Below are 14,650 nucleotides of genomic sequence, written 5' to 3'. Positions count from 1 at the left end.
CCCCTCGGGGCCTGCGACTCTAAGGCAATCCCGGAGCCCAGACCACGTCAGTGGTGTCCGGAAGCACCGCGCCATCGACTGGGGGCCCGTCCCACCCCACGCCACCTGTCCGGGTCTCCCATGCGAAAGGCGCATGCGAGGCATTCGGGCGCGGGGGCTCCAGCTCGCGGAGCCTCGCTCTTAAGGTGGGCCCATGGGCAACCCGGACTCCGTCCTCGCTGGCGACCACGTCGGCTTCCTTGAGTCGATGTATGCGCGATACCTCGCGGATCCGCAGTCCATCGATGGGAGCTGGGCGGGCCTGTTCGAGCAGTGGAGCGGCGGCCGTTCGCCCGTCGCCCCCCGCCTCTGCGACGGCGCGGTGAGCCCCTCGAGTTCCTTCGCGGCGCGGATCTCCCAGACGATTGACGCGTTCCGACGCCATGGCCACCTCCAAGCCCAGGTGGATCCGCTCCGGCGCCGGCGCCCTCGGGCACCGGATGTCGAGGCGCTCCTCTGGCTGGACCCCGACGGCTTCTCGACCGCGGAGCTGGAGCAACCGGTGAGCCCTCCGGAGATGCGGCTCGTCGCGCCTCTCCCCTGGAGCGAGGTGCTCGGGCTGCTGCGACGCACCTACTGCGGCTTCGTGGGCGCGGAGCTGTCGCAGTTGCCGGACACACCTCGGCGCTGGCTGTGCGAGCGCCTGGAGAACCCGGCGCACTGGAGCGGCGGCCCTCTCGAGGAGCGCCGGTGGCGGCTGGCGCGCTTGTCCGCCGCCGAGGCCTTCGAGCACGTGCTGCACCTGAAGAACTCTGCCGCGCGGCGATTCTCGCTCGAAGGCGGCGAGAGCCTCATCCCCATGCTCGACGCGCTGCTGGAGACGGCGGGGGGGCTCGGCGTTCAGGAGGTCATGTTGGGCATGGCGCACCGCGGGCGGCTCAACGTGCTGACCAATGTGCTGGGCAAGTCCCCCGAGGCCCTGTTCAGCGAGTTCCACGGGCCGCCCGAGCCGGAGCGCTACCTGGGCCGAGGTGACGTGAAGTACCACCTGGGCGCCTCCACGGAGCACGTCACGCGCGGGGGGCATCGGCTCCACGTGTCGCTCGCCTTCAACCCGAGCCACCTGGAGATTGTCGCGCCCGTCGTCCTCGGCCGCGCGCGCGCGAGGCAGGATCGCCGTGCGGAGGGCGGGCAGGACACGGTGCTGCCCGTCATCATCCATGGCGACGCGGCCTTCGCGGGCCAGGGCGTGGTGGGCGAGACGTTCAACCTGGCGTCGCTCAAAGGCTACGCCACCGGCGGCACCCTTCACGTGGTCATCAACAACCAGGTGGGCTTCACCACGGACCCCTCCGAGGCGCGCAGCACGGACTACTGCACCGCCTTCGCGCGCATGCTGGACGCGCCCATCTTCCACGTGAACGGAGATGAGCCCCACGCCTGCGCCGCCGTGATGCGACTGGCCACCGAGTACCGCCAGCGCTTCCACGGCGACGTGGTGGTGGACCTGTGCTGCTACCGGCGCCTGGGCCATAACGAAACCGACGAGCCCCGCTTCACCCAGCCCCGCGAGTACCGGGACATCGAGTCGCGCCCCCGCGTGCGCCAGCTTCACGCCGAGGTGCTCGCGCTCCAGGGCGTGGTGACCGCCGAGGAGGCGGAGGCCTTGCGGCGCGAAGCGGTGCGCCACTTCAGCGAGGCGTATGAGCGCTCGCGCACGCACAACGCCTATGCCCCACCCACCACGCTCGAAGGCCGGTGGAAGGACTACCGAGGCGGCGCGGACGCGGCGACCCCCGAGGCGGAGACAGGTGTCACGGAGGCGACACTGCGCGCGCTCATGGCGCGGCTGGCGACCGTGCCCGAGGGCTTCCGCCTCCTGAGACAGACCACGCAGGTGCTCGAGCGACGGCGGGACGTGGCGGAGGGACGCAAGGCCACGGTGAGCTGGGCGGAGGCCGAGCACCTGGCCCTCGCGAGCCTGTTGTCCGAAGGGCATCGCGTGCGGCTCACGGGGCAGGACGCGGAGCGCGGCACCTTCAGCCACCGCCACGCGGTGCTCCACGAGGCCGTCACCGACGTGCGGCACACCCCCCTCGCCACGCTGTCTTCGGAGGCGGCGCGCTTCGAGGTGCACAACTCGCCCTTGTCGGAGCTGGCGCCCATGGGCTTCGAGTTCGGCTACAGCCTCGATGCCCCCGAGGTGCTCGTCCTGTGGGAGGCGCAGTACGGCGACTTCGTCAACATGGCCCAGCCCATCCTGGACCAGTTCCTCGCGTCGTCGGAGGTGAAGTGGCGCCGACTCAGCGGCCTGACGCTGCTGCTGCCACACGGACACGAGGGCGGCGGTCCGGAGCATTCCAGCGCGCGGCTGGAGCGCTTCCTGGAGCTGTGCGCCGACGACAACCTCCAGGTCTGCTCACCCACCACCGCCGCGCAGCTCTTCCATCTGCTGCGGCGACAGGTGTTGCGTCCGCTGCGCAAGCCGCTCGTCATCATGACGCCCAAGGCTCCGCTGCGGTTGCGTCAGGTGGAGTCCGCGCTGGAGGCCCTGGCGCACGGCACGTTCCAACGCGTGCTCGCGGATCCCTCCTCGCCGGAGCCCTCGCAGGTCGACCGGTTGCTGCTGTGCAGTGGCAAGGTCTTCTGGGACTTGGAGGCGGAGCGCAGCGCTCGCGCGGACACACGCACCCGGGTGCTGCGGCTGGAGCAGCTCCATCCCTTCCCCGCCGAGGAGCTGGCGCGACACCTCCAGCCTCTGCGCGCCGTCACGGACGTGCGCTGGGTGCAAGAGGAGCCCGAGAACATGGGGGCCTGGGGCTTCGTACGACCCTGGCTGTGCGACGCGCTGCGGGCCTCGGGGCTCACCGTGCCGGACGGGCCCCGGTACGTGGGACGCCCTCGGAGCGCGAGCCCCGCCACGGGAATCGCCGAGGCCCACACGCTCGAACAGACGCGACTCGTGAACACAGCCCTGGAGCGGACGCATAATCGCCCGTGATGCTCGAACAGCTCGAAGCCTTCCTCGCGGTGGTGGAGGAAGAGGGAATCACCGCCGCGGCGAAGCGGCTGCACCTGTCGCAGCCCACGCTGTCCCGCCAGCTCCGAGGGCTGGAGAAGTCCTTGGGCGCGCAGCTCCTGGTGCGCACCGCGCGCGGCGTGGCGCTCACCGAGGCAGGGCGGCGCTACCTGACCTTCGCGCGACAGGCCGTGGACAACCTGCGCGCGGGCGCGGCGGCCGTGGCGGAGGTCACCGAGCGGCCGCAGGGCATCGTCGCGCTCGGCGTCATGGCCAGCGTCACCGCCCAGGTAGCCCCCGCGATGGTGGCCGCGTTCCACGCCCGCTTCCCCCACGTCGTCGTCCGGCTCACCGAGGGCCTGCCCGACGTGCTCGAAGCCCAGCTGGCCCGAGGGATGCTGGACCTGGCGGTCCTCAACCTGCCGCTCAAGCGCGTGGACCTCGTCATCCAGCGACTGTGGGCCGAGGACTTCGTGCTGCTCGCGCCGCGGGGGCATGCGCTGGGCCGCGCCACCGCGCCCATCGCGCTCGGTGACGCATGCGGCGAGCCCTTCGTCATCGTGCCCGAGGCGCCCGCCACCGAGGCCCTGCGCCGTGCTTGCGCCGAGCGCGGTCAGTCGCTTCGCGTGGTGGCGGAGACGGACACCGTCGAGAGCCTGCGTCGGCTGGTGGAGGCGGGCCTGGGCGTGGCCTTCGTGCCGGCCCTGTTGGCCCGGCAGCCCGGAAACTTCGAGGTCATCCCGGTGGGTACGGGCGGACGCCACCGCGAGGTCGTGCTCGTGCATCGCGGCAATGCCTCGCTCAAGTCCGCGGCGCGGGCCCTCAAGCAGCACATCGTGGAGACGATGCACGGTCCCGGCAGGCCCTGAGCCCCCGCTCAGGCGTGCGCGAGCAACCGCGCCGTCGTGTCGCGCACCGCCTGGCGCGTGGCGGCGTCCTCGGTGTTGGGTGGCCAGGGCTGCGCGGTCTCCTCGAAGTACCAGCGGGCCTCGCCCGGAGCGGACCAGCGCTCGCGGTCCAGCACGCGCGCGAGCCGCTCACCGCAGACCTCCGGCGACTCCCAGCTCCGCTTCACCCATTTGAGCAGCCACCCGACCGGGCCCGGGCGCGCACCCAGGTCCGTGCGCACCACGCCCGGGTGGAGCACGGCCACGTCCACCTCGGGCCGCTCGGCCGCCACGTCGCGCATCGCGAGCGCCAGACACAGCTTCGTCGTGCAGTAGGTGCGCACCCCGGAGAAGTCCCTCCCGGTGGGCGTGCGCGCCGCATCGAAGCGCCCCTTCACCAGGAGCCCCGCGCTCACCACCAGGATGCGCCGCACGAGGCCCGTGTCCAACAGCGGGCGCTGCATCACCAAGGGCGCGAGGTGGTTCACCACGAACGCCGTCTCCAGGCCGTCCTCGGTGAGCGCTCGCTTCGCGGGCCACAGCCCAGCGTTGTGGACGAGCGTCGCCCCTGGCGCGACGAGCCCCGCCAGCCGCGCGCCCAGCTCGCGCGCCCCTTGCAACGTGGAGAGGTCTCCTGGCACCACCACCGCGCGCCCTCCGCTCGGTCGTGCCAGCGCCTCCAACCTCACGGCGTCTCTCGCCACGAGGAACAGCTGCTCGGTGCCGCGCTCGGTCAGGGCCCGCGCCAGCGCCGCGCCAATCCCGCGCGAGGCGCCCGTCAGGATGAGGTCCGCCATGGATGTGCCCTCCGACAGCCGGTTCGACTTGGAAGATTATTCCAACTTGAATCCGCCGGGGAACAGGTGTCGACGGCGTGGCGCGTGGGGCCTACCGTGAGCCCCATGGGAGCGGTTCGACGCGACGGGTTGGAGCGACGGGACGCCCTGCTGGACGCCGCGCTCCGGTGCTTCGTGAAGCAGGGTGTGCTGGGCACCGGCATCGAGGACATCCGCAAGGCCGCGGGGGCCAGCCCCTCCAGCGTGTACCACCACTTCGACGGCATGCCCGGCATCACGCTGGCCCTGCTCGTGCGCACCTTCGAGCGCCTCTTCGCGCACCTGAGCACGCGCGTGGTGGGCACCCCCTCGGCGCGCGCGGCGGTGGAGGGCTTGGTGGATGGGCACCTCGAATGGGTGTTGTCCCATCGCGACGAGGCGCGCTTCATGTACCAGGCCATGTCCCTGGAGCTGGGCGCCCGCGTCGCCGAGCCCCTTCAGGTGAAGAAGGCCGAGCTCCTCGCGCCCATCGTCCAGCACCTCACGCCGTTCATCGCGACGGGGAAGCTCCCCCCGTGGCCGCCGCCGATGCTGGACGTCGTCCTGCTCGGCCCCAGTCACGAGGCCTGTCGCCGGTTCCTCGGCGGCGCCGACCTCTCGCCGGAGTGGATGCGCGGGGAGCTACCTCGGCTCGCGTGGCGCGCCATCGCGCCTCGCCGGGAGCGCGCGATGCCGCCCAAGCGGCCTCGACGCAAGGCGCCGCGCTGAGGCTCAGGCGGCCACGCGCGCCACGCACTCGGGCACGTCATTCGCGGGCGAGTTCACCACCCGCGCCACCTCGTAGGCCTCCAACGCGTCCCCCGCCGCGGGCACCAGCAGCGGCAGCAGCGTGGCGGACTCCTGGGGCTCGGGGCGGAGCCACAGGTCACGAGCCTCGGGCGCGAGGATGACGGGCATGCGGTCGTGGATGGGCGCCATCAAGGCATTGGGGCCCGTGGTGATGACGGTGCAGGTGCGGAGGACCTCACCGGTGTCCGGCGCGGTCCACTCCTCCCAGAGTCCCGCCAGCGCGATGGGCTTCCCGTCCTTGCGCCGGAACAGGAACGGCGTCTTGGGCTTGGTGGTCTGCTTCCACTCGTACCAGCCATCCACCAACACCAGACACCGGCGGCGCTTCAGCGCGGAGCGGAAGCTCGGCTTCTCCGCCACCGTCTCCGCGCGCGCGTTGATGAGCTTGTTGCCGATGGAGGCGTCCTTCGCCCACGAGGGGATGAGCCCCCAACGAAACGCGTCCAACAGGCGCGCCCCGTCATTGGGCACCACCGGCATCTGTTGCGTGGGCGACAGGTTGTAGCGAGGGCGCTCCAAGGAGGCCCGGACCCCGAGGAGGCCCAGCTCCTCGACGAGTTGCTGGGGAGACGTCTGGACGGTGACACGGCCGCACATGGCGCGGAGTATCGCCCCGAGTCCGTCGCAACCCAAGTCCTGGCGTGGACGGACGGACAGTCCGCTCGCGCGGTAGGCTGGTGGGCATGAGCGACGACAAGGTGGCGCCCCAGCCGTTCGGTCAGGTTCGCGAGGTGAAGAAGAACCCCAAGGTGTTCGGGGTCCCGGTGAAGATTGATCCGTACACGTCCGTGCGCCCCGAGCACCCCACGGGCGAGTTCGGAATGCCCACGCCTCAACACAAGAAGAAGGACGAGAAGTTCGACCCGTTCTCCATCGTCATCGAGAGCCCCAAGGGCGGAACCTGAGGACTGCTGTACACAACGGACGCATGGGGACTTCCGGCGCGGAGGCGGTGGGCTACAACGCACCCGCCATGAACCGTTCCGCCCTCATCGCCGCCTGTGTCTTCGCCCTCTGCACCGCGTGCAAGGAATCGCCGCGCGAACCCTCGTCCGGAGCCTCGGCCGAAGCGGACGCGGGGGCGGCCCCGAGAGAGCACGCGGCGTCTCCTCTGGGCGAAGCGGACGCGGGGTTGGCGGATGCGGGTGCCGTTGGCACGTCGGGCACCGATGGCGGCACCTCGCCGACCTGCTCCGCCAGGGGGATGAGCGCCACGCCCAAGCCGGCGAAGCCTGCCCTGCCCCCCGTGGTGGATGACATGCGCCGCCGCATCGTCGCGGCCGCGGTGTCCTGTGACTATGCGGAGCTCGCGAAACTGGCGGACGAACATGGGCGCGGACTGCGCTTCACCTTCGGCAGCGCCCCCGACGTCGCCGCGTACTGGCGCGACATGGAGGAGAACAAGGGCGACCCCATCCTCGGCCGCCTCGTGCGCGTGCTCAACATGCCTTACGTGAAGCAGGGGCAGCTCTTCCTCTGGCCCACCGCCGCGCGTGACGGCGCCACCGCGAAGGAGTTCGATGCCCTCCAGGGGCTCTATCCCGAGGTGCAGGTGCGATCCATGAAGAAGGCCAAGAGCTACCTGGGCCTGCGCGTGGGCATCAGCCCCTCGGGGGACTGGCAGCTCGCGGTCAGCGGCGACTGAGCTCACGCACGCGCGCCGCCGTTCACCGCGCGCGCCCCACCGTTCGCCGCACGCCACTGTGCGCTCGCTGCATGCCCCCCAACGATGGGCTCGGGGTGCGCCATCGTCCGGCGCATGAGAACCCCGCTCTTCTGCGTCATCACCCTCTTCTTGCTCGCGCGCCCCGCGTCAGCCGAGGACTCGGTCGCGCGCGCCCACGTCCAGGCCGCCTTGGAAGCCATGGGCGGCGAGGCACGCCTCCGCAACCTCGGCAGCCTGCGCCTCCAAGGCGTGGGGCACTGGAACCTGCTGGAGCAGTCCGAGCGCCCGACCCCGCCGTTCCTCGTCGCCTACGAGCAGTTCGACGAGGTGCGCGACCTGCGGAGGAGCCGCCTGCGGCAGCGCTGCGAGGCCCGCGGCGCCCCCCTCCCCACGTGGACCCCGCTCAGCCAGGTGTACGTCGACGGGGTGGCGGCCCTGGAGCGAGACGGACAGCTGCGCCCCGCGGGCACCGCGCAGGCCCAGGACCTGCGCGAGCGACTCGACACGGCCCCTGAGCGCGTGCTCCTCGTCGCGTTGGACGCGACCGACCTGCGCGCCGAGCCCGACGCGGTGATGCAGGACGTCCCGCACCATGTGGTGGCCTTCCGACAGGCCGGCGCGCGCGTGCGCCTCTTCCTCAATGCCCACACCGCGCTGCCCACCGCCGTGGAGCGCGTGGAGGCCCACCCCGAGGACCTGTTCTGGAACATCTGGGGGGACGTGCGCACGGTGCTCACGCTCCAGTCGTGGTCCCTGGAGCCCGGTGGGCTGCGCTATCCGCGCGCCTGGGATTGGGAGCGCAATGGTGTCGCGTACCACTCGCAGACGGTGACCGCCGTCACGCTGGAGGCGCCGCTCGACGAGAAGGACTTCGCCTTGCCCGAGGCGGTGACGAAGGGCTTCGCCGAGCGCGCCTCGCGCACGCTGGAGGGCATGGCGCCGGGACTGCCGGGCAGCGCGCCCATCGAGGTTGCGCCGGGCGTCGTGCAGCTCCCCGGGCGATGGAACGTCGCGCTTGTCCAGCAAGAGGACGGCATCGTGGTGCTGGAGGCGCCGCTCACCTCGGGCTACTCGACGAAGGTGCTGGAGGAGGTCGCCAGGCGTTTCCCGGGCCAGAAGGTGAAGGCGGTGGTCGCCACCAGTGACGCGTGGCCGCACATCGGCGGGCTGCGCGAGTACGCCGCGCGCGGCACGCCTGTCCAAGTGCTGGACCTCAACCGCCCCCTGGTCGAGCGACTGATGAAGGCGCCGCGCCTCGCCGTCCCCGATGCGCTCGCTCGCGCCCCGCGGGCCGCGAAGCTCCAGTCCCTCTCGCGCCGCACGGCGCTGGGCACGGGCAAGAACCGGATGGAGCTCATCCCGGTCCGCACCGAGACGGGCGAACGCATGCTCTTCGCGTGGCTGCCAGAGCACCACTTGCTCTACACCAGCGACCTGGTCCAGCCCGCGCAGGCGGGCGGACTCGCCATGCCGCAGCAGCTCTCCGAAACGCAGGACGTCGCCGCTCGCGAGAAGCTGGAGGTGGGCCGCATCTTCGGCATGCACCTGGGCCCCACCGACTGGGCCACGCTCGCCCAGGCCGTGGAGCAGGCCCGCGCGCCGACCGCGCCGCCAGCCCCTCCGTCGGGCGGCTAGCGGGCCCGACCCAGTCGCCGCTCCAAGTGCTCGCGGCGACTGCGGCTCACCGGCAACCGCTGCCCCGAGTCCAACACCACCACCTGCTCGGTGGGGCTCGGGCGATGCACCTCGCGGATGCGCTCCAGATTCACGAGCGCCGAGCGGTGGATGCGCACGAAGCGCTCCGGGTCCAACCGCGACTCCAGCGCGGACAGGCTCTCTCGCAGCACGTGGGACTTGTCGCCGGCGTGGAGCGTGACGCAGTAGTCGTCCGCCTCGATCCACTCGATGTCCACGACCGCGACGAGCACCGAGCGCGTCCCCACCCGCACGAGCAGGCGCTCGGGTGACTCGAGCTGCCGCGGCGGGGCCGGAGTCACCGTGGGCGCGGCCGGGGTCTCGGCGAGCAGCGACGCGAGCTTGCGGCCCAACTCCGCCGCCTCCCCCACGCGCAGCCACTGCCGAGCCCGAGCGAGCGCCGCATCGAACCGCTCGTCCGCGAACGGCTTCACCAGATAGTCCACCGCGTGCACCTCGAAGGCGCGCACGGCGAACGCATCGAACGCGGTGACGAAGATGACGGCCGGCATGTGCTCCGGCCCCACTTCGCGCAGTACGCCGAAGCCGTCCAGCTCCGGCATCTGCACGTCGAGCAGAACAAGGTGCGGGCGCAGCGCGCGAATGGCCTCCACGGCCTCGCGGCCATCGCGACACTCGCCGCAGACCTCGGCATCCGGATGGCGCGCCAAGGCCTGGCGCAGCCCCTTCCGGGCCAGCGGCTCGTCGTCCACCAGCAACACCCGCAGCTCAGGCATGGATGGCCTCGGAGGACTCCGGCTCCCATACCAGGGGCAGCAGGACACGCGCCTCGGTGCCAATGCCCGGCGCATCGCCCACGCGCAGGACACCCGCCTCGCCGTAGAGCTGAGACAAGCGAGCCCGCGTGTTCGCCAGGCCAATGCCGGGGCTTCGCGCCACATCGAAGTCCTGGGGCAATCCCGGCCCATCGTCCCGCACCACCAACTCCAAACGCCCGCCGTCGCGCCGCGCCTGGATGGCCAGCGCGCCCGCCGCGGTTCGCGCGGAGATGCCATGGCGCAGGGCGTTCTCCACCAAGGGCTGGAGCACGAGGTATGGGACTCGCGCCGTCAGCAATTCGGGCGCCACATCCCACTGCACGCGCAGCCGGTCCGAGAAGCGCAACCCCTGAAGCTCCAGGTAGCGTTCGAGCACCGCCACCTCTTCGCGAAGGGTGACCTCCTGCGCCACGCCTTGACGGAGGAACTGCCGAAGCAGCTCGCTCAATTGGACGAGCATCCGCGCCGCCGTGTCCGTCTCGCGCTCGCGAACCAGCACGACGATGGCGTTGAGCGTGTTGAAGAGGAAGTGCGGATGGAGCTGCGCCTGGAGCGCCTGGAGTCGCGATTCCGAGAGCTGCGCGGCCAGTCGCGCCGCCTGCTGTTCCTGGGCGCGCGCCCGCTGTGACTCGCTCTGCGCATGGGCGAGCGCCAGCACCGCGGCCTGCGCCATGGCCATCATCGGGAGCCACCCCAGCCACGAGCGAAGGAAGAACGGCGGGAACGGAGGAACCACCCCGGGCGGAACGGGCCCGAACCCGAGCATGCACGCGGCATAGACGAGCGCGAACGCCCCGCTGATTCCGACGAGCGCCAGGAGCTGGACGAGCACGGCCCGCGCACGCACGGGGCGCTTGAGTCCCCAGGTCCGCGCGAGCGCGAAGAGCCACGGCGTGGCGGGCACCCACACGTACCAGGCCGGAGCCTGAGAGACGAAGGCGCGCCACAGCGACAAGTCGCCGCGACGAAAGGTGTACGTCTCCAGCACGGACGACAGCGCCGGCACCGACCACACGGTGACGAGCCATGCCCAGCGGCGCCACGAGCGCTGGGGTGCGACAGCGGAAGAGGACACGGTGCGCCGGACTCTACCGGAGCCCACGAAGCCGCGCAGCAGTCGTGCCGGCCGCGTGGCTACGTGGGGAGCTTAATGCCAGACAAGCGCTGGAACAGCTCCACCGCGAAGCCATCCGTCATCCCGGAGATGGAATCCGTCACGCACAGCAAGCGCTGATACGGCGTCAGGCGGCGGATGGCCTCGTCGCGGTCCGGCGGACTCCGCCGGTCCTCGTCCGCGTGCTCGGGCCGCTGGAAGGACTCCACGGGCAGGAGCTGGCGCAGCTTGCGCTCCTCCTTGTTCGGCGCGTCCGTCACCACCGCGCCCGCGAACATGTCCAACAGGCCCCCCAGCGTCTTGAAGCCCGCGCTCTCGATTTGCAGCACGCGCTCGCTCTCGTAGCCATGCGCGCGCGTGACATCCTTGATGGCCCTCAACTGTTCGCGAACCTCGGGCAGCACCGAGACGAGCGGCGCCTCGAAGCGCCCTGCCTCCATCTCCCGGACGTGCTCCAGAAATGCCGTCACACACGCGGGGATGAGCAGGCCAATGGCGCGCGCCCGCGCCTGGGCCATGCGCGTCTCGCCATGCGAATGCGGTGTGCGGCTCCCATGCTTCGGAGGCAGCACCGCCTCCAGGAGTTCGCACGCGTGCGGCATCGGGACCAGCCCCAGCTTCGCGGAGTCCTCCAGGTCGATGACCGCGTAGCAGATGTCATCGGCCGCCTCGACGAGGAAGGCCAGGGGATGCCGCGAGAAGACGCCCGGCTCGCGCTCCACCAGGCCCACCGCGCGGTACGCCTCCAGCGCCAGCGCGACGTCGTCCTGGAAGTAACCGAACTTCTTCTCGGACACGAAGCCTTCGCGGCGCGCCCGCTCGCCCGGCAGCACCGAGGGGCGCGGATACTTGCCCATCGCGCCAAGCAGCGCCGCGGTGTAGCGCAGCCCGCCGCGGCGCTCGCGTGACTGGAGGCGGGTGAGGATGCGAAAGCCCTGCGCGTTGCCCTCGAAGAGCGTGAGGTCCGTGCGCTCCGCGGGGGACGCGAAGCGCTCGGGCCACGGCGAGCCCGGGGCGCACAGGCGCTGCTCCACCCAGTGCTGGATGGCCGATTCGCCCGAGTGGCCGAAGGGCGGGTTGCCAATGTCATGTGCCAGACAGCCCGCCGCCACGATGGTGCCCAGGTGCGAGGGCTCCACGTCCACGCCGCTCGCGCGCAGATGACGCCCCGCGAGTTGCCCGAGGGAGCGCCCCACGCAAGAGGCCTCGATGCTGTGGGTCAGCCGCGTGCGCGTGTAGTCGCTCGACGACAGGGGGAACACCTGCGTCTTGTCGTGCAGGCAGCGGAACTCGCTGGAGAAGACGATGCGATCGTAGTCGCGGTCGTAGTCGGTGCGCTCGTCCGGGAGCAGCCGCTCCTCGGCGGAGACGGGCTGGGGCGGAGCGGACTCCGGCCTGGGCTCCGAGCCCACACGATGGCCCGACAGGAGCCGTCGCCACGTGTCCGTCCGGGTGGTGTCACTCATGGGTGCCTCGCCTCCCTGCGCGCTGAGCAGCGAATCGTGCGCTGGCCACGAGGCGAGGCAAGTTTCACGGTCCGTCCACCACGCCTCGGCCGGCTCCCCCGCGAGGGGGCGGGCATGATGGGGCTGGACGCGACGCCACCGCGTGGGCAGCCTTGCGCCCCGTTCCGTTCAGAACCCGGAACCTGGAGGCATCCGAACATGAAGCTCAAGGCACTGTGCATCGCCGTGTCCCTGTTGGCCGTTCCCGGAGTGGCCGGGGCGCAGGGCGCGCTCGACCAATTCAAGAAGGCGGCGGGCGACGCGGGCAAGGCCACGGTGGAGAAGCGCGTCAACACCAAGCTGCTCGATGAAGCGCGCAAGAACCAGTGCAGCTTCAAGACGGGCACCGCGGAGCTGGCGCCCGGCTGTGGCGACCGCCTGAAGAAGCTCACCGCCGCGCTGGTCGATGCCAAGAAGCAGCTCGATGGCGCGGGCGCCAAGAGCTACACCTTCGAGGTCGCGGGCCACACCGACTCCACCGGCGACGCCGCGAAGAACAAGAAGCTCAGCGAGGACCGCGCCGAGACCATCGTCAAGGAGCTGGTCGCGCGCGGCATCCCCCGCGGCGAAATCAAGGCGGTGGGCTACGGCTCCGAGAAGCTGCTCGTGAAGCCGGACAACACCGAGGCCAAGAAGGCCAAGAACCGCCGGTACGAAGTGCAGGTCCGGCTGTAGTGCTCGGCGCGGGAGGAAGGGTGTGCCCTTCCTCCCGGCTCAGCCGCCCGCCGCGAGGTGCGGCGCGCGCGACGCGGACGGCGCCTCCACCCGCGCCTCCGTGTCGCCCCTCGGGCGTTCCTTCGCGGCGGGGATGAAGGTCATGGCCCGCTCGGCGAGCGCGGTGATGGTGAGCGAGGGATTCACCCCCGGGTTCGCCGAGATGGCCGAGCCATCCACCACGTAGAGCCCGTCGTAACCAAAGAGGCGGTGGCGATGGTCGATGACGCCCGTCTCGGCCGAGTCCCCCATGCAGGCACCGCCGAGGATGTGCGCGGTGGTCGGGCTGCCCAGCACCGTCTCGCTGACCATCGTCATCGCGTAGCCATCCAGCTTCTGTGACACGCGCCGCGCCAGGTCGAACGCCTCCGGCATGTTGGCCGTGGGCGCGGGTCCTTCCTGCAAGCCCGTGACGAGCCCCTTGCGAAGCCCGGTGGCCACGCCGCGGCCTCGGCGCAACCGCAGGTGCCCTTCCATGGTGCGCATGTAGAGCAGGATCATCGTGCGCCGGGCGAAGTTGGGGACGAACCACGCCTTGAGGAAACGCAGCGGGTGTCGGGCCAACAGCATGGCCAGTCGGCCCAGGCGCGCCAGCAACGTGCGCCCCTCCACGTGCGGCGCCATCAACAAGCGGAAGAAGCCCGAGCCATCCGAGTAGCGCACCGGCTCCAGGTGCGAGTGCGCGTCCGTGTGCAGGATGGAGCCGATGGCGATGCCCTTGGACAGGTCGCGCTTCGGGTCTCCGCTGACGATGCCGATGAGCGCCTCGGAGTTGGTGCGCACGCCATCGCCCAGTCGGTCCGATACGCGCGGCAGTCCGTCCGGATCCGCCTTGAGCTGGAGGAGCAGATCCATGGTCCCGAGCACGCCCCCCGCGAAGATGACGTGCCGCGCGGTGAAGCGGCGCCGGGTGCGGAAGAAGCCCGTGCCCTCGAGCGCCTGGACCTCGTAGCCCCCCTCGGGCAGCGGTCGCACCCAGGTGGCCTCGGTGTCCGGGTGCAGCGTGAGGCCGCGCCGCTCCGCCAGGTAGAGGTAGTTCTTGTCGAGGGTGTTCTTCGAGCCGTGGCGGCACCCCAGCATGCAGCCGCCGCACGCGATGCAGCCGGTGCGCTCGGGGCCTTCGCCCTGGAAGTAGGGATCCGGCACGGTGACGCCCGGCTCGCCGAAGTAGACGGCCACCGTGGTGGGCTGGAAGTCCGTGCGGCCGAGGTCCTGGCCCACCGATTCGAGCACCTGATCCGGATACGTGCGCAGCGGGTTGGGCGTGGCGCCGAGCATCCGGCGCGCGGTGACGTAGTGCGGCCCCAGCTCGGTCTTCCAGTCCGCCAGGTGGCCCCAGGACTGGGCCTCGAAGAAGTCGTCCTTCGGGATGGGCAGCGTGTTCGCGTACACCAGCGAGCCCCCGCCCACCCCCACGCCGGACAGCACCGTGACGTGGCGGAAGAACGTCATCTTGAAGAGCCCGCGCCAGCCGAGCTGCGGCATCCACAACCAGCGCTTCAAGTTCCAGTTCGTCTTGGGGAAGTCCTGGGCCTGGAGGCGGCGGCCCTTCTCCAGCATCACCACCCGGTAGCCCTTCTCGGTCAGCCGCAGCGCACTGACGCTGCCGCCAAAGCCCGAGCCGATGATGAGCCAGTCACAGTCCATGTCGAGCCTCCGCTCCGAGC

General features: G+C 71.1%; 13 protein-coding genes. 7 read left to right on the top strand and 6 right to left on the bottom strand.

Going from position 1 to position 14,650, the window contains the following annotated elements; translation table 11 throughout:
• Positions 1-193: 193 nt before the first annotated feature.
• Entirely contained in the window at positions 194-2,980 is a 2,787-nt protein-coding gene (locus KRR26_RS22650) for a 2-oxoglutarate dehydrogenase E1 component (protein WP_217080787.1), read from the top strand.
• Positions 2,980-3,867, top strand: a complete 888-nt coding sequence (locus KRR26_RS22645) for a LysR family transcriptional regulator (RefSeq protein ID WP_217080798.1) — start codon at positions 2,980-2,982, stop codon at positions 3,865-3,867. Before KRR26_RS22650 ends, KRR26_RS22645 begins: the two co-directional genes overlap by 1 nt.
• An 8-nt stretch (positions 3,868-3,875) precedes the next feature.
• Here KRR26_RS22645 and KRR26_RS22640 read toward each other — a convergent pair whose 3' ends face one another.
• A complete protein-coding gene (locus tag KRR26_RS22640; protein WP_217080786.1) occupies positions 3,876-4,682 on the bottom strand; it encodes an SDR family NAD(P)-dependent oxidoreductase in 807 nt (268 codons plus the stop codon).
• A gap of 105 nt (positions 4,683-4,787) precedes the next feature.
• Here KRR26_RS22640 and KRR26_RS22635 point away from each other — a divergent pair, with 105 nt between their 5' ends.
• Positions 4,788-5,429 (top strand): TetR/AcrR family transcriptional regulator, encoded by a 642-nt coding sequence (locus tag KRR26_RS22635; protein WP_217080785.1) that lies wholly within the window; start codon positions 4,788-4,790, stop codon positions 5,427-5,429.
• Between the two features lie 3 nt (positions 5,430-5,432).
• Here KRR26_RS22635 and KRR26_RS22630 read toward each other — a convergent pair whose 3' ends face one another.
• Entirely contained in the window at positions 5,433-6,107 is a 675-nt protein-coding gene (locus KRR26_RS22630; protein WP_120210690.1) for an SOS response-associated peptidase, read from the bottom strand.
• Between the two features lie 86 nt (positions 6,108-6,193).
• Here KRR26_RS22630 and KRR26_RS22625 point away from each other — a divergent pair, with 86 nt between their 5' ends.
• The 3 genes from KRR26_RS22625 to KRR26_RS22615 all read left to right on the top strand — a co-directional run bounded on the left by KRR26_RS22625 (position 6,194) and on the right by KRR26_RS22615 (position 8,811).
• On the top strand, positions 6,194-6,415 hold the full coding sequence (locus KRR26_RS22625) for a hypothetical protein (protein ID WP_120210727.1): 222 nt from the start codon (positions 6,194-6,196) through the stop codon (positions 6,413-6,415).
• A gap of 23 nt (positions 6,416-6,438) precedes the next feature.
• Positions 6,439-7,155: a hypothetical protein gene (locus tag KRR26_RS36970; RefSeq protein WP_236069018.1), complete on the top strand. Its 717-nt coding sequence runs from the start codon at positions 6,439-6,441 to the stop codon at positions 7,153-7,155.
• Positions 7,156-7,269: 114 nt separating this feature from the next.
• Positions 7,270-8,811, top strand: coding sequence for an MBL fold metallo-hydrolase (locus tag KRR26_RS22615; protein WP_217080784.1), 1,542 nt, complete (start codon positions 7,270-7,272; stop codon positions 8,809-8,811).
• Here the strand turns inward: KRR26_RS22615 and KRR26_RS22610 are convergent.
• Genes KRR26_RS22610 through dgt form a run of 3 tightly spaced genes read right to left on the bottom strand, consistent with a single transcriptional unit; the run spans position 8,808 to position 12,230 of the window.
• Positions 8,808-9,608 carry a LytR/AlgR family response regulator transcription factor gene (locus KRR26_RS22610; RefSeq protein ID WP_120210692.1) on the bottom strand — a complete coding sequence of 267 codons (801 nt, stop codon included), beginning with the start codon at positions 9,606-9,608 and terminating at the stop codon, positions 8,808-8,810. The genes KRR26_RS22615 and KRR26_RS22610 overlap by 4 nt on opposite strands.
• Complete coding sequence (locus KRR26_RS37685) at positions 9,601-10,725, bottom strand: sensor histidine kinase (protein WP_217080783.1); 1,125 nt, start codon at positions 10,723-10,725, stop codon at positions 9,601-9,603. The genes KRR26_RS22610 and KRR26_RS37685 overlap by 8 nt, the downstream gene beginning before the upstream one ends.
• Positions 10,726-10,784: 59 nt before the next feature.
• Positions 10,785-12,230, bottom strand: a complete 1,446-nt coding sequence (gene dgt, locus KRR26_RS22600) for a dGTP triphosphohydrolase (protein WP_217080782.1) — start codon at positions 12,228-12,230, stop codon at positions 10,785-10,787.
• 198 nt (positions 12,231-12,428) lie between these two features.
• On the opposite strand from dgt, the gene KRR26_RS22595 reads away from it, so the two are divergent.
• A complete protein-coding gene (locus KRR26_RS22595; protein WP_120210695.1) occupies positions 12,429-12,944 on the top strand; it encodes an OmpA family protein in 516 nt (171 codons plus the stop codon).
• 39 nt (positions 12,945-12,983) lie between these two features.
• On the opposite strand, the gene KRR26_RS22590 is transcribed toward KRR26_RS22595, so the two are convergent.
• Positions 12,984-14,630 (bottom strand): GMC oxidoreductase, encoded by a 1,647-nt coding sequence (locus KRR26_RS22590; RefSeq protein WP_217080781.1) that lies wholly within the window; start codon positions 14,628-14,630, stop codon positions 12,984-12,986.
• Between the last annotated feature and the right edge of the window lie 20 nt (positions 14,631-14,650).

Source organism: Citreicoccus inhibens (genome assembly GCF_019039035.1).
In the GTDB taxonomy this organism is placed as follows: Bacteria; Myxococcota; Myxococcia; order Myxococcales; family Myxococcaceae; genus Citreicoccus; species Citreicoccus inhibens.
Note: the sequence above shows the minus strand (reverse complement) of the source record. Positions and strands in the feature narration are given on the sequence as shown.

Excerpts from the sequence above, each read along its gene's own strand:
- KRR26_RS22650 (WP_217080787.1), top strand. The coding sequence starts at position 194 with ATGGGCAACCCGGACTCCGTCCTCGCTGGCGACCACGTCGGCTTCCTT.
- KRR26_RS22645 (WP_217080798.1), top strand. The coding sequence starts at position 2,980 with ATGCTCGAACAGCTCGAAGCCTTCCTCGCGGTGGTGGAGGAAGAGGGA.
- KRR26_RS22640 (WP_217080786.1), bottom strand. The coding sequence starts at position 4,682 with ATGGCGGACCTCATCCTGACGGGCGCCTCGCGCGGGATTGGCGCGGCG.
- KRR26_RS22635 (WP_217080785.1), top strand. The coding sequence starts at position 4,788 with ATGGGAGCGGTTCGACGCGACGGGTTGGAGCGACGGGACGCCCTGCTG.
- KRR26_RS22630 (WP_120210690.1), bottom strand. The coding sequence starts at position 6,107 with ATGTGCGGCCGTGTCACCGTCCAGACGTCTCCCCAGCAACTCGTCGAG.
- KRR26_RS22625 (WP_120210727.1), top strand. The coding sequence starts at position 6,194 with ATGAGCGACGACAAGGTGGCGCCCCAGCCGTTCGGTCAGGTTCGCGAG.
- KRR26_RS36970 (WP_236069018.1), top strand. The coding sequence starts at position 6,439 with ATGGGGACTTCCGGCGCGGAGGCGGTGGGCTACAACGCACCCGCCATG.
- KRR26_RS22615 (WP_217080784.1), top strand. The coding sequence starts at position 7,270 with ATGAGAACCCCGCTCTTCTGCGTCATCACCCTCTTCTTGCTCGCGCGC.
- KRR26_RS22610 (WP_120210692.1), bottom strand. The coding sequence starts at position 9,608 with ATGCCTGAGCTGCGGGTGTTGCTGGTGGACGACGAGCCGCTGGCCCGG.
- dgt (WP_217080782.1), bottom strand. The coding sequence starts at position 12,230 with ATGAGTGACACCACCCGGACGGACACGTGGCGACGGCTCCTGTCGGGC.
- KRR26_RS22595 (WP_120210695.1), top strand. The coding sequence starts at position 12,429 with ATGAAGCTCAAGGCACTGTGCATCGCCGTGTCCCTGTTGGCCGTTCCC.
- KRR26_RS22590 (WP_217080781.1), bottom strand. The coding sequence starts at position 14,630 with ATGGACTGTGACTGGCTCATCATCGGCTCGGGCTTTGGCGGCAGCGTC.